This is a genomic window from Agarivorans sp. 1_MG-2023 (assembly GCF_030548385.1).
Lineage (GTDB): Bacteria > Pseudomonadota > Gammaproteobacteria > Enterobacterales > Celerinatantimonadaceae > Agarivorans.
Map to the genome: position 1 here is coordinate 373,145 of NZ_JAUOSJ010000005.1, position 22,679 is coordinate 395,823.

The 22,679-nt window shown below is 45.3% G+C and carries 18 protein-coding genes and 1 pseudogene; 16 read left to right on the plus strand and 3 right to left on the minus strand.

The window, feature by feature from the left end; translation table 11 throughout:
- Positions 1–16: 16 nt before the first annotated feature.
- The 4 genes from nhaA (at position 17) to Q4592_RS10050 (ending at position 7,490) form a co-directional block, all read left to right on the plus strand.
- Complete coding sequence (nhaA, locus tag Q4592_RS10035) at positions 17–1,243, plus strand: Na+/H+ antiporter NhaA (RefSeq protein ID WP_303512448.1); 1,227 nt, start codon at positions 17–19, stop codon at positions 1,241–1,243.
- Between the two features lie 67 nt (positions 1,244–1,310).
- Positions 1,311–2,249, plus strand: a complete 939-nt coding sequence (nhaR, locus tag Q4592_RS10040; RefSeq protein ID WP_137674904.1) for a transcriptional activator NhaR — start codon at positions 1,311–1,313, stop codon at positions 2,247–2,249.
- Between the two features lie 553 nt (positions 2,250–2,802).
- Positions 2,803–7,059 carry a PKD domain-containing protein gene (locus tag Q4592_RS10045; RefSeq protein ID WP_303512450.1) on the plus strand — a complete coding sequence of 1,419 codons (4,257 nt, stop codon included), beginning with the start codon at positions 2,803–2,805 and terminating at the stop codon, positions 7,057–7,059.
- 134 nt (positions 7,060–7,193) lie between these two features.
- Positions 7,194–7,490, plus strand: a complete 297-nt coding sequence (locus Q4592_RS10050; RefSeq protein ID WP_137674906.1) for a metalloregulator ArsR/SmtB family transcription factor — start codon at positions 7,194–7,196, stop codon at positions 7,488–7,490.
- Positions 7,491–7,549: 59 nt separating this feature from the next.
- On the opposite strand, the gene rpsT is transcribed toward Q4592_RS10050, so the two are convergent.
- On the minus strand, positions 7,550–7,810 hold the full coding sequence (gene rpsT / locus Q4592_RS10055) for a 30S ribosomal protein S20 (protein ID WP_137674907.1): 261 nt from the start codon (positions 7,808–7,810) through the stop codon (positions 7,550–7,552).
- Positions 7,811–8,048: 238 nt separating this feature from the next.
- On the opposite strand from rpsT, the gene murJ reads away from it, so the two are divergent.
- The 12 genes from murJ to Q4592_RS10115 all read left to right on the plus strand — a co-directional run bounded on the left by murJ (position 8,049) and on the right by Q4592_RS10115 (position 22,011).
- Entirely contained in the window at positions 8,049–9,626 is a 1,578-nt protein-coding gene (murJ, locus tag Q4592_RS10060) for a murein biosynthesis integral membrane protein MurJ (protein WP_303512454.1), read from the plus strand.
- 42 nt (positions 9,627–9,668) lie between these two features.
- On the plus strand, positions 9,669–10,607 hold the full coding sequence (gene ribF, locus Q4592_RS10065) for a bifunctional riboflavin kinase/FAD synthetase (protein ID WP_137674909.1): 939 nt from the start codon (positions 9,669–9,671) through the stop codon (positions 10,605–10,607).
- Positions 10,608–10,627: 20 nt separating this feature from the next.
- Positions 10,628–13,459 (plus strand): isoleucine--tRNA ligase, encoded by a 2,832-nt coding sequence (gene ileS, locus Q4592_RS10070; protein WP_303512457.1) that lies wholly within the window; start codon positions 10,628–10,630, stop codon positions 13,457–13,459.
- Entirely contained in the window at positions 13,452–13,964 is a 513-nt protein-coding gene (gene lspA, locus Q4592_RS10075; protein WP_137674911.1) for a signal peptidase II, read from the plus strand. The genes ileS and lspA overlap by 8 nt, the downstream gene beginning before the upstream one ends.
- Positions 13,961–14,386 carry an FKBP-type peptidyl-prolyl cis-trans isomerase gene (gene fkpB / locus Q4592_RS10080; RefSeq protein WP_137674912.1) on the plus strand — a complete coding sequence of 142 codons (426 nt, stop codon included), beginning with the start codon at positions 13,961–13,963 and terminating at the stop codon, positions 14,384–14,386. The genes lspA and fkpB overlap by 4 nt, the downstream gene beginning before the upstream one ends.
- 9 nt (positions 14,387–14,395) lie before the next feature.
- Positions 14,396–15,340, plus strand: coding sequence for a 4-hydroxy-3-methylbut-2-enyl diphosphate reductase (gene ispH / locus Q4592_RS10085; RefSeq protein ID WP_303512460.1), 945 nt, complete (start codon positions 14,396–14,398; stop codon positions 15,338–15,340).
- Between the two features lie 132 nt (positions 15,341–15,472).
- On the plus strand, positions 15,473–16,036 hold the full coding sequence (pilV, locus tag Q4592_RS10090) for a type IV pilus modification protein PilV (protein WP_303512462.1): 564 nt from the start codon (positions 15,473–15,475) through the stop codon (positions 16,034–16,036).
- Entirely contained in the window at positions 16,033–17,043 is a 1,011-nt protein-coding gene (locus Q4592_RS10095) for a PilW family protein (protein WP_303512463.1), read from the plus strand. Before pilV ends, Q4592_RS10095 begins: the two co-directional genes overlap by 4 nt.
- On the plus strand, positions 17,043–17,489 hold the full coding sequence (locus Q4592_RS10100) for a hypothetical protein (RefSeq protein ID WP_303512465.1): 447 nt from the start codon (positions 17,043–17,045) through the stop codon (positions 17,487–17,489). Before Q4592_RS10095 ends, Q4592_RS10100 begins: the two co-directional genes overlap by 1 nt.
- A 51-nt stretch (positions 17,490–17,540) precedes the next feature.
- A complete protein-coding gene (locus tag Q4592_RS10105; RefSeq protein WP_303512467.1) occupies positions 17,541–21,284 on the plus strand; it encodes a pilus assembly protein in 3,744 nt (1,247 codons plus the stop codon).
- Positions 21,285–21,716, plus strand: coding sequence for a type IV pilin protein (locus Q4592_RS10110; protein ID WP_303512469.1), 432 nt, complete (start codon positions 21,285–21,287; stop codon positions 21,714–21,716).
- Entirely contained in the window at positions 21,700–22,011 is a 312-nt protein-coding gene (locus tag Q4592_RS10115) for a hypothetical protein (RefSeq protein WP_303512470.1), read from the plus strand. Before Q4592_RS10110 ends, Q4592_RS10115 begins: the two co-directional genes overlap by 17 nt.
- Positions 22,012–22,024: 13 nt before the next feature.
- Here Q4592_RS10115 and Q4592_RS10120 read toward each other — a convergent pair whose 3' ends face one another.
- A complete protein-coding gene (locus Q4592_RS10120; protein WP_303512472.1) occupies positions 22,025–22,459 on the minus strand; it encodes a GspH/FimT family protein in 435 nt (144 codons plus the stop codon).
- A gap of 15 nt (positions 22,460–22,474) precedes the next feature.
- Positions 22,475–22,543: pseudogene (locus Q4592_RS21810) on the minus strand (prepilin-type N-terminal cleavage/methylation domain-containing protein); the annotation flags it as partial.
- Positions 22,544–22,679 lie beyond the last annotated feature (136 nt).

Here is a 22,679-nt window from a genome sequence, read left to right on the forward strand (position 1 = left end):
TTCTCTGTGAGCTGTTATGAAATCATTTCTTGATCGTTTTTTAAGAATGGAAGCTGCCGGTGGTATCTTGCTGATGCTAGCCGCCGTGGTAGCACTGTTTATGGCAAACAGTGCTTGGTTATCTCCTGCATATTTCGCATTTCTTGATACCCCATTTCAGGTGCGTATTGCCGAACTCGATATTAACAAGCCCTTATTGTTGTGGATCAACGATGGGTTAATGGCTGTGTTCTTCTTGGTGATTGGCTTAGAAGTTAAGCGCGAAATGGTTGAAGGAGCGCTGTCATCTAAAGAACGTGCCTTATTACCTGTAGTCGCTGCGATCGGCGGTATGGTAGTACCCGCAGCCGTATACTTAATATTCAACATTGGTGATGCAGAGCTGGCTAAAGGCTGGGCGATTCCTGCAGCAACTGATATTGCTTTTGCATTGGGTGTTATGGCGCTGCTAGGTAAGCGCGTTCCAGCAAGCTTAAAGGTATTTTTACTGGCACTAGCAATCGCCGACGATTTGGGCGTAATTGTTGTTATTGCCTTGTTCTACACCAGTGAAGTCGCAATTATGCCGTTGGTGTGGTCGGTGGCAGCAACCCTTGGTTTATGGATGCTTAATCGTCGCGGACATGGTGGCTTAAGTGCTTACATGTTGCTTGGCTTAGTGCTTTGGGTTGCGGTGCTTAAGTCGGGTGTACACGCCACCCTAGCAGGCGTAATAGTTGGCTTTATGATCCCAATTAAGGCTAACTCAGGTGGCTCTCCGTTGAAGAAGCTAGAGCACGCCTTACACCCTGCATCGAGCTTTTTCATTGTGCCTATTTTCGCCTTTGCTAATGCGGGGGTTCCGCTGGCCGGAATTAGCTTAGAAAGCTTCCAAAGTCCGTTAGCCTTGGGTGTGATTCTTGGTTTGTTAGTAGGTAAACCTTTAGGTATTTATACTTGTAGCCGCTTAGCGATTCGCGCTGGCTGGGCTAAGTTGCCAGAAGGCGCTAACAACATGCAGTTACTTGCAACGTCTATGCTGTGTGGTATTGGTTTCACTATGTCTATCTTTATCTCGTCGTTAGCCTTTGCGGGTCAAACTGATTTGATAGGACTGTCGCGTTTAGCTATATTGGCAGGCTCGGTGACTGCAGCATTGTTGGGTTACGGTTTATTGCACAGGTCTACCCGTGAAGAAGCCGCTAAGCTAGCAGAGCTAGAGCTCGGTCAATCCAACAAAACATTAAGTACGTCTTCCATGTAGTTAAATTGAAGGCCGAACAATAACAATGATGCAAACCCCGTTTTCGGGGTTTGCTGTTAGGTAAGGCATGTCACATTTAAACTACAACCATCTTTACTACTTTTGGATGACCTACAAGCGAGGATCGGTAACCGCTGCCGCTGAGGCGTTGTTTTTAACCCCACAAACCGTAACGGGCCAAATTAAGCAACTGGAACAGCGTTTAGCGGGTGAGTTGTTTATTCGCCGAGGCCCTAAGATAACCCCTACCGAACTGGGCCAGCTGGTCTATAAATATGCCGATCGCATGTTCAGTCTCAGTTATGAAATGCTCGATATCGTTAACTATTCACAACAAGATAAATTATTGTTTGAGGTGGGTGTTGCTGACGCGTTATCGAAACGTTTAGCTAGCCGTATTTTGCTTTCTGCTGTGCCACCCGACGGTAATATTCGTCTGCGTTGTGTTGAGTCTACCCACGAATTGCTTTTATCTCAGTTAGCAGAGCACAAGTTAGATATGATTTTGTCAGACTGTGGTTTAGACAACGCTCAGCAAGACGGTGTGTTGAGCAAGAAACTGGGCGAAAGCGGCATCGCGTTTTTTGCCAATGAACCTCTTCCACTCTTGCCGTTTCCTGCTTGTTTAGAACAACGTAGTCTATTGCTGCCCGGCAGACGTAGCTCTTTAGGCCGAAAACTGTGGACTTGGTTTGATGAGCTAGGTTTAAAAGTATCGGTTTTAGGTGAGTTTGATGATGCCGCGTTAATGAAAGCGTTTGGTGCATATACCGACGGTATTTTTGTTGCTCCAGCCATATATACGGAAGAAATTTTGGCTAACCCTAATACACGCTTATTAGGCATCACTAATGAGTTAACGGAGGAATATCACGTGCTGTTTGCGGAGCGAATGATTCAACACCCTTCGGTAAAACAGCTTTGTAATAGTGACTTTTCAACCTTGTTCTCAGGTGAGCAGCAATTACAAAATGTGGATGAGATTCTAAACATCAGTTGTGACTAGCTGCCGCTGGTATAAAAATTATTTAATATTATTTATTGAATAGGCGAAACAATATACCGTTTTAAAACACTTTTCTTATTGTGAGTAATATCAAATATTTTGGTTTGACCTTGAGCATTATTTGAAGCCGCGCATGTTTAGCGCTTATCTTGCTTAATTATTCACCTTCCAAGCGCTACTCTACTATTTATAAAATACAGAATAATATTTGGGCCTTTAGCAAAATAGGCTAAGCAATAGCTGCTATTGCGCTCAATAGAATAATAATTGTTGGCAATAACGACCAACACAAAATGTTTCTGGTAACTCCCTGTTGTGGAAGATTTTTTCGCCATAGCATCGAGCTGTAGTACAGAGGCCTCGCTAAATTATAGGTATATCTCAACCTGATTTAGTGGGTGATGCCGTTAGGTATCTGAGCGCAGAAACAAACAGTAGTAGGGTTATATAAATCGGTTAACACTAAACGTTCCCATGTTTGGCTTCTGTATTTTTAACAGCGAGTAAGCGTATGAGTGGCCTTAAGCCACGAGTGCGGGAAAGGAAGCAAATCATGAAAAAGGTGTTTGCCATAAGTATGGTGGCAGCGTCGATCTCTGCGCAGGCGGAAATTGCAGCGACTCATATTTATCATAATCATATGCCAAATTTTTGGCCGTACTACGACGTAAGTCAATATGAAGGTTTGTCGGTAGGCGACCCCGTTCGTTATGCCTACGACGGCCAAGTCATTAACCTCAAGAATAGTCCTCCAGCTAACTACACGTTTTATATTCCGGGTAGCGGTGCTCCCATGCCGCACGACGATTTAGTCTCTTATTATCAGCATCATGCTAAAAAAGGTGCCTACTTAAGTTGGCCAATGGATACGGCCAAAGGTAACAACGGCAATCATCCTCAAAGCCAAACCCATGTCACCATGTCTGCATCAGTGATTAACAACGTGCAGAGTTTTGGCGAGTTAGGTAATTTGGACGGTTACAATTTGGGCTGGGGCGCTTATTGGCGTGATACCCAAAACAGCACTAAGACCAGCGGTGGTTTTAATGCTCTAGACACTATCCACTTCTCTGGTCACCACACCATGGGGCCTTTGGTGGGTAATGACTATTTCTTAAAAGATTTGATTTATCAAAACGTTACTTTGGCTCAAGATTATTTCTTAGGTGATTCATTTAAATCATCTAAAGGCTTCTTCCCAACAGAGTTAGGTTTTTCTGAGCGAATTATTCCGGTATTGACCAAGTTAGGCATTGAGTGGTCAGTATTAGGTAACGTGCATTACTCGCGTACCTTACGTGATTACCCTTACCTAAACGACCCAGGTAAAGACACCTTAATCTCACCACCTAACCGTGCCGACTTACAAAACGTTAGTGATATTGGTGCTTGGACTGAACTGCACATGTTTAATGAGCAGCAGGTTACCTACAATAAATTCCCCTTTGCTTCTATTCCACACTGGGTGCAATACGTAGATCCTAATACCGGTGAGCAACATAAAGTAGCGGGCATTCCGGTAGAGCAAGCGAGTTCTTGGGAAGAGGGCTACCAAGGCTCTGTAACTGCTGATGTGCTTAAAGCATTTGAAGGTGACGCAGCATCGCTTGGTAGAACTCAGTATTTCACTATTGCTCACGATGGCGATAACTCATCTGGACGTGCTGGCGACGGCGGTACTTGGGCCAACTCAGGTAACGTAACCTATGCAGACAGTTCGGTTCGCGGTATGGGGGTGGATGAATATCTAAAAGCTTACCCAATTCCTGCAGATGACATTGTTCACGTACAAGATGGTTCTTGGATTGATACTCGAGATTCATCTGCTGATCCAACGTGGTATCACTGGCATATTCCAGTGGGTGTGTGGCGTGGCCAAATGGCTGATTTTAATACTGCCAATGGCACTGATTTTGTAGCCACTCGCGAGCATATGGTATCGCTAGAACTAGGTTATCATTATCTAGAGCGTAACTTTGCTTTACTGCAAGCGGCAGAAAACTACGCAAAAACAGCTGAGCAAATCTGGTTAGACAATAACCCTAACTATTGGAGCCCAAGCACCGCGCGTGATAACGAAGTGACCTACCCAGGTAACCAGTTAAACCCGTGGATGATGTCTTACCCTGTTAAAGGTGATGCCGGAAACAACTACGCCGGTGGTGCAAACCCTGCTGAATTAGGTTGGTATTTCTTGCTAGCATCTATTGATTCGGGTTTTGGTTACTACGACGAAAACGTTGATGACGGGGTAAAACCTACCATTTCGTTTAACCAGTCTTTGCACTTCACTACACCTTATGTAGATGCCAACTTGAGCCAAGATAAAACCGGCCCGTCTGTTTGGTGGCCTCAGCGCTACCCATACAATCCTGGCAGTGCCAACTCAAGTAAGGCTGAAGGGTGGGCGACGGTTTACGCCGATACTAAGTTTGCTATTTATACCTATGGTTATGACGTAAATGGCATTCAAGATATTAAAGTTAAGGTCCGTGTTCACAAAGATAAGTGGGCGACCGCAACCGATAAAACCTTTAAGTTGTACGATCCAAGTGCTCACAGCAGCGATCCAAATGTTGACCCATCGCGCGTGGGAGAATGGCAAAGTTTTGACATGAATGAACGCGACTTAAGTGGCGATATCAATGGTGTGTCTTGGCAGCCTTCTGGTAAAGAAATGTTTGATGTAGTACCTGCCCAAGAAATTGGTAACTTGTACTTCAGCTACATTGACCAATACCAAGAGCAATTGCTTGATTACTACATTGAAGCTACGGATAGCAAAGGCAATGTGACTCGTTCTGAGATTCAACAAGTTTACGTAGGTGCTGGCCAGTTTAGTTCGGTGGGCGGTAAAACTGTTGAAGATGTGAACGGTGCAATCGCTGGCGAAGCCATGTTCTTTACCGATGGTGTGGTAGTGGGTGATAAGCGCCCTGTTGCCAATATAGATGCTACTGGTGGAGAAGTGGCATTAGGTACCGTTGTTACCTTAAGTGCTGCAGGCTCTTCAGATGAAGAAGGTCCAATTGCTAGTTACTTATGGAGCACTGGTGAAACTACCCCTTCAATTACAGTTACGCTAAACGAACGTACCACAGTGTCGGTGACTGTGACCGATAGCGTGGGTCAAAAAGCCTCTACCAGTGTGACTTATCGTATTATTGGTCAGTCTCTTACTTCAACGGTGTACTATCAAGATAACAGCGGCTGGGGGCAAGTATGTTTGCACTACACCGTTGATGGTGCGGTAACTTGGACAGTGGCACCTGGCGAAGCTATGCAAAGTGTTGGTGGTAACTGGTACAGCTTAACCGTAGACCTAGTGGATGGTACTCAACTAGAGTTTGTCGCTAACAACTGTAGCGGTACATGGGATAATAATGGCGGTCAAAACTACAAAGTAGATGATGGCAGTTGGAATGTTGTCTCGGGAGCCATCGCAGCAGGTATACCAGATGGTTTAGATGGTAATGCAGCACCCGTAGCTGCTATTAGCCCTGGCAGCCAAACAGTAGCGAAAGGCTCTGTGGTGACCTTAAGTGGGGCTGGTTCAAGTGATAGTGACGGGTCAATTGCCAGTTACAGCTGGAGTACTGGTGCAAGCACTGAGTCTATTTCGGTCACGGTGAATGAAACTCAAACCATTAGCCTTACGGTTAGCGACGACAAAGGTAAAACTGCCAGTACCTCGGTAACACTGACGGTAGTACCAAATAAAGCACCTATTGCCAACATTTCTCCGGCGAGTCAAACCGTTGCCGCTGGGACTACTGTTACTTTAAGTGCAGCTGGTTCGAGTGATGAAGATGGCTCTATTGCGAGTTACTTGTGGAGCACAGGCGAAACAACGAGCAGCATTGATGTAGTGGTAGATGTAAGCAAAACCATCAGCGTAACAGTAACAGACAATGAAGGTGCTACAGCAACTGCTAACGCTGTGTTAAGCGTGGAAAGCGATGAAAAAGCGAAAAACTTTAATCAGCTTTATTTCCGCGGAACAGCAAACGGCTGGGTAACTACTGCGATGGATCTGGTTGCTGATAATACATGGCAACTAGTGGTTGAACTTGATGGCCAAGCTAATCAGCGCTTTAAGTTTGATGTAAACGGTGATTGGGGGCAAAACTACGGCGATAACAATGCTGACGGAGTGCTAGAGCAATCTGGTGGAGATATTTTCACTACGCTAACGGGGTCTTACTTAATTGAGGTCAATGACCAGACGTTGGCTTACAGCATCACTGAACTTAATGCTAACCAAGCTCCCACGGCCATTATTGGTGCCTCGGCTACTCAAATAGATATTGGCCAAAGCATTACTTACAGTGCGGCCGGTTCTAGTGATAGTGACGGCACCATTGCTAGCTACCTATGGAGCAATGATGCGACCACAGAAACCACTACTGTAAATTACGCTACTGCAGGCTCTTATGGTATGAGCCTTACCGTAACCGATGACGGCGGTAAAACGGCAAAAGCGTCTGTTGTTGTAGAGGTGATTGACCCAAATGCTAACTTTACTGCTAATTTCCAACAGCTGTTCTTTAGAGGAACGGCTAACAATTGGCAAACTGGGGCAATGAGCTTAGTGGCAAATAATACTTGGCAAACTACGGTGAGCTTTGACGGCCAGAATGAGCAACGTTTTAAGTTTGATGTTAGTGGGGATTGGTCAAATAATTACGGTGACAATAATAACGATGGCGTACTAGAGCAAACGGGTGGAGACATCTTCACCAACGTAGTAGGCAATTACATAGTGGAAGTGAATGATGCCACTATGCAATATAAAATCATCGCTCAATAAACGTATCTCACCCTAAGTAAAAGCCGCTACATAGCGGCTTTTTTCTTTGCTTCACATTGGCGCTTAGGCGGCTGGCTAGCGAGTTCTAGTGATTTCACGTATAGTTTGCCTTAATTGCTTCACTAGGTAGAAAGATGAATATAGAAGACATGCAAAAAAATGCAGAGCCTGCATTAAAGCTCCTTAAAGCCCTAGCTAACGAAAGTCGATTAATGATTTTGTGCCACCTAGTCGAAGGTGAGTTAACGGTAGGGGAGTTAAACCAACGGGTTCAGCTTAGCCAGTCTGCTTTATCACAACACTTAGCATGGCTACGCAAAGATAAGCTGGTAAGCACCCGTAAAGAGTCTCAAACCATCTTCTATTCTTTGGCTAGTGATGAAGCCAAAGCGGTGTTAGGCCAGCTGCACGCGCTGTACTGTGCTGATTAGCTGAATTTCAGATATAAAAAAACCGGCCAAGGCCGGTTTTTTTTATCAAGCGCTTTAAATTAAAGTGCGTTGATTTTAGCAACAATGCGGCTCTTATGACGAGCTGCTTTGTTTTTGCTGATCAAACCTTTAGACGCGTAACGGTCTAAAACTGGTTGAGCGGCTTGGTATGCTGCTGTAGCTGCTTCTTTATCGCCTGCTTCGATAGCTGCAATAACTTTTTTCAAATTAGTGCGCATCATAGAGCGACGGCTAGCGTTATGTTGACGACGCTTTTCAGCTTGGACAGCGCGTTTTTTAGCTGACTTAATATTAGCCAAGTGTAACTCCTGAACTTTGTCTTGGAATTATGAATTTTAAGGCCGTGGAATATGCCCGTTTTTCATGTTTATGTCAAACAATTTTTAACCAACTATAAATATCCAAGTGCGTAAAGGCCAACTAAACGTTACGGCCGTAGCATAGATCTGTATAGGCGGGTAAACTGTGGCGCGATTCTACCAGCATTTTCTATGTTAGGGCAGAGGAATTTGTATAAATTGGCAACAGGACAGTGCATTGAGTAAAACCTTGTTAAAATCGGGCGCTATTGTTAGCGGTATGACCTTGATTTCTCGCGTATTGGGTTTAGTTCGAGACGTAGTAATAGCAAACTTGATGGGGGCGGGCGTAGCCGCCGATGTATTCTTCTTTGCCAACAAAATTCCCAATTTCTTACGCCGTTTATTTGCCGAAGGCGCGTTTGCCCAAGCTTTTGTGCCAGTGCTTACAGAGTACAAACAAAAAAGTGCCGAAGATGAAGTAAGAGAACTGGTTGCCAAGGTGAGCGGTACGCTTGGTTTGGCGGTGACCATTGTGACCTTATTTGGCATTATTGGCTCGCCACTGATTGCTGCCCTATTTGGCACGGGCTGGTTTATCTCATGGTTAAATGATGGGCCTGATGCTGCAAAGTTTGAACTGTCGGCCTTTTTGTTAAAAATTACCTTTCCCTATTTGTGGTTTGTCACTTTTACCGGTTTATCGGGGGCCATTCTTAATGCTTATGGTCGTTTTGCGGTTGCTGCCTTTACTCCAGTGTTACTGAATGTAGTGATTATTGGTTTCGCCATGCTGGTGTCACCGCAGTTAGAGCAACCCGAGGTAGGGTTAGCTATGGGCGTGTTTTTTGGTGGTTTGGTTCAGTTTCTGTTTCAACTGCCTTTTCTATTTAGGCTTAAGTTACTACGCAAGCCAAGTTGGGGCTGGAAGCACCCGGGTGTGGTAAAAATTCGCACTTTAATGATTCCCGCATTATTCGGGGTCTCGGTCAGTCAAATTAACTTGTTGCTCGATACTCTTATTGCCAGCTTTCTGGTCACAGGCTCTATTTCTTGGCTGTATTATTCAGACCGTTTGTTGGAGTTTCCATTAGGGTTATTTGGCATTGCTATCGCCACGGTGATCTTACCTAGTTTGTCGCAACGTCATGTAGACGCTAACCCTAAACAGTTTCAACAAACCATGGATTGGGCTGTGCGCATGGTGTGCTTTTTAGGTATTCCAGCCACCATTGGTTTAGCGTTGTTAGGTCACCCCATTCTTCAAGTATTATTTATGCGCGGTGCTTTTGACCAACAAGATGTACTTAATGCCTCATACAGCTTAATGGCGTATAGCGGTGGCTTGTTATTCTTTATGTTAGTGAAAGTATTAGCGCCCGGTTATTACTCGCGGCAAGATACTAAAACCCCGGTTAAAATTGGCATCATTGCCATGGTGAGTAATATGGGTTTTAACCTTATTTTTGCCATTCCTTATGGCTACGTAGGGTTGGCGATTGCCACGGCGTTGTCGGCTCTGCTTAATGCTTCTTTATTGTATCGGGGATTGCACAAGCAAGGAGTATACAAAGTGAGCCGAGCCACTAGCGGGTGCATTGTGCGCATAGTACTCGCTTCGGTTGCCATGGGAGGCCTTATTTACTGGCTTTCTCCGGTGGCTGAGCAATGGTTTGCCCTTAACTGGTACAACAGCGTTATTCAGTTGATCATTTGCGTTGCGGCGGCCATTGTCAGCTACTTAGTTTTACTATTTTGCTTAGGGATAAGATTAGCGCACTTGAAAAGCAGTTTCGGGGCTGTAACTGCGGACTAAACAAGCTATAATCCGTCGGTTTTTGACGAAATAGGCGCGGGAATGGAGTTAATTCGCGGTATACGCAACATTAAAGCGCGCCATTATGGCTGTGCCTTAAGCATCGGTAATTTTGATGGTGTGCATTTAGGCCATCAGCAAGTAATAAAGCGATTAGTTGAACAGGCTCGCCAGCGGGGCTTACCTGCTGCGGTAATGATTTTTGAGCCACAGCCTTTAGAAATATTCGCTAAAGATAAAGCGCCCGCTCGAATAAGCCGCTTTCGCGATAAATACCAACAGCTCAAAAGTTTGGGTGTTGACCGTTTGCTAGTGGTGCGTTTTAACCAAGCCTTTGCTCAGCAAAGTGCTGACTATTTTGTGCGTCAATTATTGGTAGAGTTGTTAGGTATTAAGTATCTAGCAGTGGGTGATGACTTTCATTTTGGTAAAGGCCGAGAAGGTAACTTTGCTAGTTTGCAAGCCGCTAAACAGCAATATGGTTTTGAGCTAACTTCAACTGATTCATTTTGTATGAATCAACAGCGAGTTAGCAGCACATTATTGCGCCAGCATTTAGCTGACTCTGATTTTAATACCGTGGGTCAGTTATTAGGGCGAAAATTTAGCTTTAGTGGCAAAGTGATCCACGGGCAAAAACTAGGGCGCCAACTGGGATTTGCTACGGCAAACCTAAAGGTGGCTCGTCATGTTTGCCCGATTCATGGTGTATTTGCGGTAAAAGTGTATGTACACGGGCAACCAGAGCATCGATTCTCTGGAATTGCCAATATAGGCTGGCGACCTACCGCCGCAGGAAAAGATTTATTGGTGGAAGCGCATTTGTTTGAGTTTGATGCCAATCTGTATGGCCAACGCTTAGTGGTTGAACCGCAGTTAAAAATACGAGATGAACAAAAATTTGATTCACTTGATGCGCTGAAAGCTCAGGTGAATCTCGATATTAAGCGAGCAAAAGCCTACTATGGCCTTGCTGAGTAATTGACTGGAAAAGTGATTCGATGAGCGACTATAAAGATACTCTTAATTTACCTGATACTGAATTTCCGATGCGTGGTAACTTAGCCAACCGCGAACCTGCAATGCTTAAGCGTTGGGACGAAAAGGATTTGTACGGCCAGATTAGACAGGCCAAAAAAGGTAAAAAGAGCTTTATTTTGCACGATGGCCCTCCTTACGCCAACGGCAATATTCACCTTGGCCATTCGGTTAACAAGGTGCTTAAAGACATCATTATTAAATCGAAGACCTTGTCAGACTTTGACTCGCCATATGTGCCGGGTTGGGACTGTCATGGTTTGCCTATCGAGTTGCAAGTAGAGAAGAAAGTTGGCAAGCCTGGTAAAAAGGTAACTGCTGCTGAGTTTCGTCAAAAGTGTCGTGATTATGCTGCTAAGCAAATCGACGGCCAGCGTAAAGACTTTATCCGCATGGGTATATTAGGTGATTGGCAAAATCCTTACCTAACCATGAACTTTGATACTGAAGCTAACATCATTCGCTCTTTGGCTAAAATCATCGATAACGGCCACCTATTGCAAGGCTCTAAGCCGGTGCATTGGTGTACCGATTGTGGCAGTGCTTTAGCCGAAGCCGAAGTTGAGTATGAAGACAAAACCTCTCCTGCTATTGATGTACGTTTCACTGCAGTAGACGACGCGGCAGTTCTCGCCAAATTCGATCACCCAGAAGGTGTTACTGGCGAAGGCCCGATCTCTACAGTGATTTGGACCACCACTCCGTGGACCTTACCGGCTAACCGTGCAGTAGCGGTGAACGCGCATTTAGAATATGTACTAGTGCAAATTGAAACCGAAGCCGGTAAAGAGCGTCTAATTCTAGCGCGTGACTTAATGGAGCAATGTGTAGAGCGTTTTGGCGCGACTCACTTTAATGCGCTAGGTTACTGTCAAGGCGAAGCCCTTGAGCTGATTAAGGTTAAGCACCCGTTCTACGATTTTGAAGTACCGGTTATTTTAGGTGACCACGTTACTACGGAATCAGGTACTGGTTGTGTGCATACCGCACCTGGCCACGGTCAAGAAGATTTCGCTGTTGGTCAAAAATACGATCTAGAAGTCGCCAACCCAGTGGGCGACAACGGTGTTTATTTATCTGACACTGAGTTTTTTGCTGGCCAACACGTATTTAAAGCCAACGATAATGTGGTTGAGAAGCTAAAAGAAACTGGCGCCTTATTGCATCACCATGCATACCGCCACAGTTACCCACATTGCTGGCGCCACAAAACACCTATTATTTTCCGTGCTACGCCGCAGTGGTTTATTAGCATGGATCAAAATGGTTTGCGTAAGCAGGCTATGCAAGAAATCGAGAAGACCCAGTGGATCCCTGATTGGGGCCAAAGCCGTATCGAAAGCATGGTAGAGAACCGCCCAGATTGGTGTATCTCTCGTCAACGTACGTGGGGCGTGCCAATTGCACTATTTGTGCATCGTGAAACTAATGAGCTTCACCCACGTGCAGTAGAGCTAATGGAAGAAGTGGCGAAACGAGTAGAAAAAACCGGTATTCAAGCATGGTGGGATTTAGATGCCACTGAACTGCTAGGTGCCGAAGCCGAGCAATACCGTAAGGTAGAAGACACTTTAGATGTATGGTTTGACTCAGGTTCAACTCACTCAAGCGTAGTAGACGCGCGAGCAGAGTTTAATGGTCAAGCTGCCGATATGTACCTAGAAGGCTCAGACCAACACCGTGGCTGGTTCCAATCATCATTGATGATCTCAACAGCGATGCACGGCAAAGCACCATACCAACAAGTATTGACTCATGGCTTTACGGTTGATGCTAATGGCCATAAGTTTTCTAAATCTTTAGGCAACGGTATTGCGCCGCAAGATATCTGGAACAAGTTGGGTTCAGACATTTTACGTTTGTGGATTGCTTCTACTAACTACACCGCTGAAATGAGCGTGTCTGATGAAGTATTCAAGCGCAGCGCTGACGCATACCGTCGTATTCGTAATACTTCTCGCTTCTTATTAGCTAACTTGGCTGGTTTTGAGCCTGAGCAGCACTTAGTGGTTGCTGAAGATATGGTTGAGCTTGACCGTTGGGTTGTTGGCCGTGCGGCTGCGGTTCAACAAGAGATTGTAGAAGCTTACGAGCAATACCAATTCCATGTTGTATACCAGAAGTTAATGCACTTCTGTTCTATCGAGCTAGGTAGCTTCTACTTAGACATTATTAAAGATCGCCAGTACACGGCTAAAACTGATGGCCTAGCGCGTCGTTCTTGCCAAACGGCACTGTTCCACATTGCTGAAGCATTAACCCGCTGGATTGCGCCAATCTTAAGCTTTACTGCCGACGAAATTTGGCAGGCTCTACCTGGTGAGCGTAACGAATTTGTATTCACTGAAACGTGGTATGAAGGTTTAACACCGTTAGCCCAAGACAACAGCATGAATGATGCATTCTGGGCACAATTAATCACTATTCGTGATGAGGTGAACAAGAACCTAGAGCAAGCACGCCGTGATAAGAAAATTGGTGGCACCTTAGAAGCTAAAGTAACGCTGTATGTCGATAGCGAGCTAGAACAAGTACTTACTCAGTTAGGTGATGAACTTCGCTTTGTTTTGCTTACCTCTGGTGTGAGCTTACAGCCGCTAGAACAAGCAACTGCTGACGCGGCCGTTACCGAACTGGCCAACCTTAAAGTGGCTGTTGAAGTTGCCAGCGGTGAGAAATGTGACCGTTGTTGGCATCACCGCGAAGATGTTGGTCAAAATGCAGAGCATCCTAGCTTGTGTAGCCGTTGTGTTACCAACGTAGCGGGTGAAGGTGAGTCTCGTCACTATGCATAATGAAGCAGTAGCGAATAAAACGAGCAGTACTGGTTTACGTTGGTTGTGGTTGAGTGTAGTGGTATTTGCACTTGACCAAATCACTAAACTGGCAATAGCTAAAACTTTTGATTTATACGAGCGCGTAGAAGTAACTCCATTTTTTAACTTAGTATCGGTACGCAATTACGGTGCAGCCTTTAGCTTTTTAAGTGATGCTGGCGGCTGGCAACGTTGGTTTTTTACTGCTATCGCTATTTTTGTTAGTGGCTTATTGCTGTGGTGGATGAAGAAAACCCCGGCCAACCAAAAGTGGCAAGCGATTGCTTACGCCTTGGTGCTGGGTGGGGCCATTGGTAATGTAGTTGACCGTGTGGTGTTTGGTTACGTGATCGACTTTTTAGATTTTTATGTAGGTAGCTATCATTGGCCGTCTTTTAACGTGGCTGACTCTGCTATTTGTGTAGGCGCTGTGTTATTGGTGCTCGACAGCATTTTCTCGCCCCAGCCAAAGGACGCTAAATGATTCAGCAAGGAAGCAAAGTAGAACTTCATTTTGTATTGAAGTTAAGCGATGGATCGATTGCCGAAAGCACTTACAATTACCCTAAGCCAGCTCAGCTGGTAGTGGGCGATGGAAGCTTAACCGAAGGTTTTGAAAGGTGCTTAGAGGGCTTAAAAGCTGGCGACAAAAGCCAATTTGAACTCAGTGCAGAACAAGCCTTTGGCCCAAGTAATCCAGACAACATTAAGTATTTCGAGCGCAGTAAATTTGGCGACGAAGCCCCCGCAGAAGAAGGCAGTATTATTGCTTTTGCTCAACCTGACGGTAGCGAAATTCCTGGTATTGTGCGTGAAGTGACCGGTGATTCAGTGACAGTGGACTTTAATCATCCACTGGCTGGGCAAACGGTTATTTTTGAAGTAGAAATTTTAGCGGTTAATTAAGGATCGATAGTGGAAATACTGTTAGCTAATCCTCGTGGTTTTTGTGCTGGTGTTGACCGCGCTATCTCTATTGTAGAACGTGCTTTGGAAATGTTCGGCGCGCCTATTTATGTTCGCCATGAAGTGGTTCACAATCGCTATGTGGTGGACGGCCTGCGTAAACGCGGCGCCGAGTTTGTTGATGAACTTAGCGACGTACCAGAAGGCAGTATTTGTATTTTTAGTGCTCATGGCGTATCCCAAGCGGTGCGTGCTGAAGCTAAACAGCGTGGCTTAAAGATTTTTGATGCAACGTGTCCGCTAGTGACTAAAGTGCATATGGAAGTTACTCGTGCTAGCCGCAAAGGCATCGAATGTGTATTGATTGGTCATCATGGTCATCCAGAAGTAAATGGCACCATGGGCCAATACGACAACGCTGATGGCGGGATTTACCTAGTAGAAACAGTAGACGATGTCGCCAGCTTAAGTGTTAAAAAGCCAGATCAACTTTTTTACTGTACGCAAACCACCTTATCAGTTGACGATACCTCTGCCATTATTGATGCCTTGCGAGAAACCTTCCCGCATATTCAAGGTCCACGTAAAGATGATATTTGCTACGCGACCCAAAACCGCCAAGACGCGGTAAAAGATTTGGCCGAGAAATCTGATGTGGTATTAGTGGTGGGTTCTAAAAACTCCTCTAATTCAAATCGCCTGCGAGAAAAAGCTGAAAAATCGGGTGCGGCAGCCTACTTGATTGACGGCGTTAGCGATATTAACTGCCAGTGGTTTAATGATGATAGTAAGGTTGGTGTAACCGCTGGAGCATCTGCCCCAGAGATACTGGTTCAAGAAGTAGTATCAGGTTTAAAAGCCATGGGCGGTGTGACTGTTGTAGAAAACCCGGGGCGTGAAGAAAACACCATTTTTGAAGTTCCTGCTGAGTTACGAGTCACTCAAACTAACTAATTGAGTTATCTCTCATTTAATCTAGAAAAGAAGGCATAGCCTTCTTTTTTGCGCTATACCCTAAAGACTTGGTCAACTCTTTAGGTTACCCCTATCGAACATTATTTAAGTGTTAAGAATAGGTAGATAGCGATGCATATCTACTCAAAACCTCACCAAAGCGGTTTTACCCTCATTGAAGTGGTTATCACTTCTTTTATCTTGGCTATTGGACTGCTGGCAGTAGTTGCTATGCAAGCCGTTGCTAAACGTTCAAGTTTTGAAACCCATCAACGTACTATGGCGATGCTTTTAGCCGAAGACATGGTTGAACGCGTGCGCTTAAATCATATTGCTTGGCAAGCGAATAACCCCGCAACCGTCACTGTTGGTGAAGGTCAAACAGCAAGAACCAAGCCTACCTGCGCGGAAAATAGCGGTTTAATGGCCGACTGCAGTTTAGCCGATGTAGTTAACTACGATCTTTACCATTGGGAGTATGGATTACTGGCTAAATCTGCGGGCACAAAAGGCGGACTAGTGAAACCTAATGGTTGCGTTTTGTTAGCCGCTAACGGTGACTTAACGGTAGTTGTCACTTGGTTATCTCGGCAATCTCTTAGCGGGATTACCAGCGCTAACTCGGTCACCGCTAACTGTGGTGCTCAGTCCGATAAACGTCGGAAAATGGCGTTAAATACTAGGGTCAATTCATGAAGCCATTTAACCAGCGCGGCTTCACGCTCATTGAATGGTTGATTGCGATTGTGATTGGCTTATTTCTTACCGCAGGCATTGGCAGCTTTTTAGTCGCTTCGCAACGTACCACCGAATCTACCTATCACAGTGAACAAATGATGGAGAGTGGTCGTATTGCTATGCATCTAATCACTCGAGATTTACGCATGGTGGGATTTTTTGGCGAGTATACCGGCAATCCTATGGTGCGTGGCTCCGGTGTTACACTCCTTGCTACCGATATAAGCGCCGCTAACGATTGCATTATTGATTGGGTTAGCGCCACCCCCGAAGGTTCGTTTCCATCTACCGATGGCCGTTTTAGTGCTTTGTTTGTTGGTCAAGTGAATGCCGCTAACTCACTGGATGGGCAATACACTTGCGTAAGCTCGCGCAGTGATTTGATTACCGATTCTGATGTTATTGGTATAAAGCGAGTTATTGGCTCTCCAATACAAAGTGCTGCGGATTTAGACGAGGACCGCTATTATTTTGCTGCAAACACAGCCAGTTCACAAATCTTCACCAAAGATGATACTTGGCCAACTGAAGCCGCCATGCCAGGGCGACAGGTTTGGGAGTATCAACACATTGTTTATTACTTAGACGTTAGTGCGCAATCAGGCTTGCCAGTGTTACGCCAGTTGTACCTAGATAACAATAGTGGCATGCAAATACTCGGTTCAGGTCCATTGGTGGAGGGAATTGAGCGGATGCGGGTATTGCTTGGCGTGGATACTGACACCAGTAAAGACGGAGTAATTAACGATTTTGTGGCTGCTAGCAACGTTTCTCCCCAGCAGTGGAGTGAAGGGCGAGTCATTGGTGCGAAGGTATTTTTACTGGTGCGCTCTTTAACCGAAGATCAAAACTATACTAATGAAAACAGCTATGAGTTGGGTGACGTATCGGTAGCAGCCGCTAACGATCATTATCGTCGGGCCCTATTTGAGTCAGTCGTGTCACTTAGGAATATGGTGTATTAATGAATCACGGCCTTCGCTACTTTCGCCAACAAGGTGCAGCATTGTTTGTCGCCATGTTGTTCTTACTTATTTTAAGCTTTTTAGGGGGAGTGTTATTAAGCGCCGCTAACCAAGGCTTAAAAGTCGTGTCGGCAATGGGCGATCGCTTAGGTGCAGAGCACTCCCTAGAGGGAGAAATGAATCAGTTGATATGGGAGCCAAACTTACAAGGCGTTATTGGTTCGATGGCGCCATCGGCGTCGATGGCGGTATCTACAATGGTTACTGGGGCGAGCGGCACCTTAATCCATACCGTAGATAGCGTATGCGCCCGTAGCTTTAGTGCTAGCAGCAACAACGCTATTACTCAGTGTCGCTATATTCGAGTTGATGCAACCAAAAATTATGGAAAGGCTAATCGAGCATCCACATCCATCGCAGCGGGCATAGAGCAGCCAATATTGTGAATCATAAACTGCACTTGATAAGCCAAATCAATACATAAAAGGAGAGAGCAGATGAATGGTCATTTAAGGTCGGGGCTGCTTGCCTGTTTGTGCACAATGTCGGTAACTTGCCCTGTATGGGCAGACGACACTGAATTGTTTCTATTCGACTTTAATAGCTTGAGTTCTGCTGATCCTAAAGTACTGATTATCTTTGATACCTCTGGCAGTATGGCATGGAATATTACTACCCGCCAAGGCTACAATCGCGACAGCAGTGGCGACCTGAGTTACCAAGATTATCCCGTTGCGGTGAGCTCACAAAATAGTTTAGATAACGACTTTATCTACTTTACAGTTAATGGTGTAGATGGCTCATATATCCCTACGGGTGCGAACGACGACCGCCGATTTATTTGGGACATTAACAACTGTGCAGCCTCATACGAAGCGCTTGCTAAAAATGGCATTTTTACCGGCTATTTTCGTGAGCATCGGGTACAAGGTGGCACTGGATCTTGGGATAATGTTCGGCTGAACAACGGTGCTAATTACACCGTGCTTGATTGTATGGATGACTATGAGTTAGTCAGTGATGCTAGTGATGGTCGTTTATTGGATGAGAGCGGTGATCCACGATCATTTACCGTTAAACTTCAAGAATCAGACGGCAGTTTTGTTGATAAAGTGGTATCCACTATTAATCCTGGCCAATATCGAGAAAGTAACAATTCCTATGTTGATGCACCTCAAGGTTACCCCATCAACGGTGCTTCTAATAATACTGATGATTTTTATACACTGAATAAAACCGATGCAGAACAAACCACCAAAGATAGCTTTGATGATGGCTACTTAATTACCTTATATAGCGCCAATTATCTTCGTTGGTATCATCATTCAGACGCCACAACTACGCGGCCACGAATTGAGATTGCTCAAGAAGCATTGGCTAATGCGCTCGATACTATTAACGGCGTGAGCTTTGGTTTGATGGTATTTAATACATCTAACCACGGTGGCCGAGTGATTAGAAGGATTCAAGCCGCGGATAATAACGATGGTTTGATTACTGACGTGGTTGAGCTTGATGCCGATGGCGGCACACCTCTCGTTGAGACGCTTATGGAAGCCAAGCGTTACTTTGCCGGAGAAACTGTAGTGTATGGCCTAGAGGGGCCAAATGGGGCTAATAATCGCGATACCTCTATCGAGTCTTCGGGCAGTTACATAACACCTTACGAAGTTGGCTGTGATAGCTCAATTAGCATTATTTATATCACAGACGGGACACCAACCGTTGATGCTGAAGAAAATGACAATGTAGGCAGTTTGCCAATTAATACTAACGGTGTGGCAGGGTGTGATGGTGCGGCTACTGTTAGTGCTTGTACTTGGAGCTCCCCAGTAAAATATGGTGAAGAACCAGACGCTGGAGAAACCGACAATCGCGCCAGTTCATATTTACCAGTACTGGCCAAATGGATGAATACCAATGACATCAATGGCGATGTAGATGGGCGCCAGTACGCTAAAATTTCTACTATTGGTTTTGGTGAAGATGTTATCGAAGGTGGCTCTGCGATGTTGATTGCCACGGCCGAAAATGCTGAGGGTCGTTTTTACCCTGCAGAGGGCGGGGTGGAGTTGGAGTCGGCATTGCGCCAAGCACTGATCGGTATCTACGAAGAAAACTCATCGCTGGTTTCTCCTGCGGTGACTAGCAATAACTTCGACCGCACTCGAACGCTAGATAGGGTTTATTATGCGATGTTTAAACCTTCGCTAACCCCACGATGGCGAGGAAACCTGAAGAAACTCGAACTCTCTGCTGAAGGCTACATGGTGGATCAAAATGGTAATCCAGCAATTGGTGCTGACGGTTCGATTATTGATGAAGCGAAAACCTTTTGGTCCTCTGTAAAAGACGGAAACAATGTTGAGCTTGGTGGGGTGGCCGATAGCTTAGCCAGTAACGATGCTCGCATGGTTTATTTCAATCAAAGCAATAGTGGCAATTTCGCCAACCTTAACTCAACTAACCTTGTCTCCAGAGCAAGCACTAGTGCCAATTTAGCTAATCATCTTGGGGTGGTGGAAACCGCTTTATCTGATCACATTAATTGGATACGAGGCAGTGACATTGACAATGATGATGGCGATAGCTTAACAACTATTCGCAGTGATTTGATGGGCGACCCACTGCATTCTCGACCATTAGTGATTAATTATGGCCTGCGTAGTGGGGCCAGTGCGAGTAGTACCGACCCTGATGACATGGATATTCGTATATTGGTGGGGACCAATGGTGGTGCAATGCATATGTTTAAGGATTCGGGGTCTAGCGTTACAGAAAGTTGGGCTTTCTTTCCTTATGAGCTTTTAGGCCGGCAGTTAACCCTGCGAAATAATATTGCCAGTTCGCAACATGTTTACGGGGTGGATGGAACACCTACAGTGTTCTTAAAAGATACCGATAATGATGGTAAGTACAGCACTAGCGGCGATAAGGTGCTGGTATTTACTGGCTTGCGCAGAGGGGGAGATGCATATTATGCCATGGACCTTACTAACCCCGATTTACCCAAAATGCTTTGGAAGATTGACAGTTCTAGCACTGGAATGTCGGAGCTGGGTCAAAGCTGGTCGCAACCTACTGTTGGTTATGTTCCGGGGCACACTAATCCGGTAGTGATATTTGGTGCTGGTTATGACGTAAACCAAGATTTAAGCAATCCTGCTATAGATGACAAAGGGCGAGGCGTTTTTATTGTAGATGCATTAGATGGCAGCTTAGTGTGGAGCCTAACCAATAGCGAAGATGATCGGCTAACACATAGCGTCCCAGCAAAAGTTGCCAGTTTAGACAGCGACGGTGATGGCAACATTGATCGTTTGTATTTTGGTGATATGAGCGGTCAGCTTTGGCGGGTAGACTTACATTCTAACGACGAAGATAACTGGAAGATGACGGCCTTGGCCAAGATTAGCGATGACTCTGTGCTTACCGATAAGAGGAAGTTTTTCACTGAACCGGTAATTGTAAGAACCTATCTCAAAAAGCTTACTCGGGTGACCACTGGTCAAGGCAGTGACCAAGTCACTATCACCGACTCCCAGCAGATCCCTTATGATGCGGTATTAATTGGCACAGGAGACCGAACTAAACCGGTCAGTGACAAAGACCCTGATGGGGTAAACAATCGCTTCTATATGTTTAGAGACTATAACGTGCAATCGACAAATTTCACGGCCTTGGATGACAACGAGCAGCCGATTGCAATTACGAGTAGTGATTTGTACAACATAACCAGTGACCCTATCGGTAGCTTAACTGATGAAACCGCAATAGAGACTCAGCTTATTGCACTAGGGGCGTCTAAAGGCTGGGTACATAACCTTGTTGAAGATGGTGAGAAATCTTTGGGGGCAGCCCTAGTACTAGGCGGCGACTTGTATTTCACCTCTTTTATTCCAGAAACCACCAACTCAGCCACCTGTACCATTCCTACAATTGGTACTGGGCGCACTTACGGTGTCAGTATGCATATTGGCACCAGTATCAATCATAGCCGTTACTACGATGTAGATAACAAGGTACCGGATGATCTGATTATTCACTCAGGAGAAGACGAATCTGGTGAGTCGGTGATTCGTGTATTTGGGGGCGACCCTGGCGAAGACCTGCAGTTTGATGATGAAGACGAAGACCAGCAGCATACCTGTGAGCAAACTGGTTCGTGTCGAGAAGGCTCACGTGAAGCCAATATGGATATGAGTCCCAAACAAATCTATTTTTACTTTGATGAGGGCTAAATGAAACGTTCAATACTCGGCGTTACCTTGATTGAGTTAATGATTGCAGTGGCCATTGTGGCTATTTTAGCGGCGGTGGGGTACCCCGCATATACTTCGTTTGTGGCTGAATCTCGCCGCACTGAAGCGATGAAAGAACTGGCTACTTTGGCGGTACTTCAAGAGCAATATTATGCCGATAATGCGGAGTACTCATCTACCCTGGCTGCTTTGGGTATGGCCGCTTCCGGCGCAACCAGCTACAACACCGAAAATGCCTATTACTCTATTACGCTAACGACTTCGTCAGCGAGCAGCACTTTCACGGTAAAAGCAACTGCTCAGGGTTCTCAAAGTACTGCAGATAAAGATTGCCGAAGTTTTTCTATGGATGACGAAGGGGCAAAAACTGCGCTTGATGCCCAGGGAAATGTGAATGCTGATTGCTGGTGATGATATGAATAAATTACTTATATTTTTGGTGCTTACACTGTCTGCAACAAGCAGTTGGGGCAAAACGGTTAAATGTTATATGGCGGGGAGCAATGGTATGGACCAAGTCATTATTGCTAGTCCTAAAGGTTTGAGTAATCTCGATGCGATTAGCGAGGAACTTAAAAGGCGATATACCGAGCACCAGCCCACGGTTCAAAAGCTTGGCGGTATTGTTGAATTTGAATGTGTTGGGTTTAATGATAGCTTTAGCTATGATATTGCCAATACACGCTTTGCTGAACTGCAATATTAACAGCCTTTGGGGTTTAAATTGGGCAGCTGTTTTTTTCGCTATCAACAACAAAGCGAATGTTACCGCCTTTTGATACCACAACGCCGTCTATATATTGATTGTCATTAGAGCAAAAATATAAGCTACCAGAGTTACCTGCAATAAGCCCATCACTGGCAAAAGATAGTGAGGTGACAGAGCCTTTAAAGCTGGTATTTCCCGCATCGGAAAATGGCTCGGCAGCTAACAATACTTTTTCGCCTGCATCTAATTTTCCATTACTGTTGTCGTCGGCGAATACAGTTAATCCTGCATTCATATTTCCACCGCAGTCACTATTGTTGATTTGCAACGCACATACCACCACCCGCTGGTTTAGATTGATGGCTTGGCTGCGAGCAAAACGAACCTCTCGCATCATACGGTTGGTAGAGGCATCGGCCGCCATTGATTGAAAGAGTGCATTCATGCTGGGCACACCTACTCCAAGTAAAATAACCGCGATGGCAATGGTTATCATGAGTTCCAAAAGAGTAAAACCAGCTTGTTTCATTTAAACGCTCGGTTGCTTTAAAGAGTATTGATTCTATAAGTGTATACCCTCACAGGCTGGCTGCTTTTTTTGTGCATGAGCCTGTTCACGTTGAGATGATTTTTATTGCCTATTTGCCTATTTGCCACCTTTGGCA

Coding starts and splice junctions, on each gene's coding strand:
- nhaA (WP_303512448.1), top strand. CDS start 17: ATGAAATCATTTCTTGATCGTTTTTTAAGAATGGAAGCTGCCGGTGGT.
- nhaR (WP_137674904.1), top strand. CDS start 1,311: ATGTCACATTTAAACTACAACCATCTTTACTACTTTTGGATGACCTAC.
- Q4592_RS10045 (WP_303512450.1), top strand. CDS start 2,803: ATGAAAAAGGTGTTTGCCATAAGTATGGTGGCAGCGTCGATCTCTGCG.
- Q4592_RS10050 (WP_137674906.1), top strand. CDS start 7,194: ATGAATATAGAAGACATGCAAAAAAATGCAGAGCCTGCATTAAAGCTC.
- ribF (WP_137674909.1), top strand. CDS start 9,669: ATGGAGTTAATTCGCGGTATACGCAACATTAAAGCGCGCCATTATGGC.
- ileS (WP_303512457.1), top strand. CDS start 10,628: ATGAGCGACTATAAAGATACTCTTAATTTACCTGATACTGAATTTCCG.
- lspA (WP_137674911.1), top strand. CDS start 13,452: ATGCATAATGAAGCAGTAGCGAATAAAACGAGCAGTACTGGTTTACGT.
- fkpB (WP_137674912.1), top strand. CDS start 13,961: ATGATTCAGCAAGGAAGCAAAGTAGAACTTCATTTTGTATTGAAGTTA.
- pilV (WP_303512462.1), top strand. CDS start 15,473: ATGCATATCTACTCAAAACCTCACCAAAGCGGTTTTACCCTCATTGAA.
- Q4592_RS10095 (WP_303512463.1), top strand. CDS start 16,033: ATGAAGCCATTTAACCAGCGCGGCTTCACGCTCATTGAATGGTTGATT.
- Q4592_RS10100 (WP_303512465.1), top strand. CDS start 17,043: ATGAATCACGGCCTTCGCTACTTTCGCCAACAAGGTGCAGCATTGTTT.
- Q4592_RS10105 (WP_303512467.1), top strand. CDS start 17,541: ATGAATGGTCATTTAAGGTCGGGGCTGCTTGCCTGTTTGTGCACAATG.
- Q4592_RS10110 (WP_303512469.1), top strand. CDS start 21,285: ATGAAACGTTCAATACTCGGCGTTACCTTGATTGAGTTAATGATTGCA.
- Q4592_RS10115 (WP_303512470.1), top strand. CDS start 21,700: ATGCTGATTGCTGGTGATGATATGAATAAATTACTTATATTTTTGGTG.
- Q4592_RS10120 (WP_303512472.1), bottom strand. CDS start 22,459: ATGAATGCACTCTTTCAATCAATGGCGGCCGATGCCTCTACCAACCGT.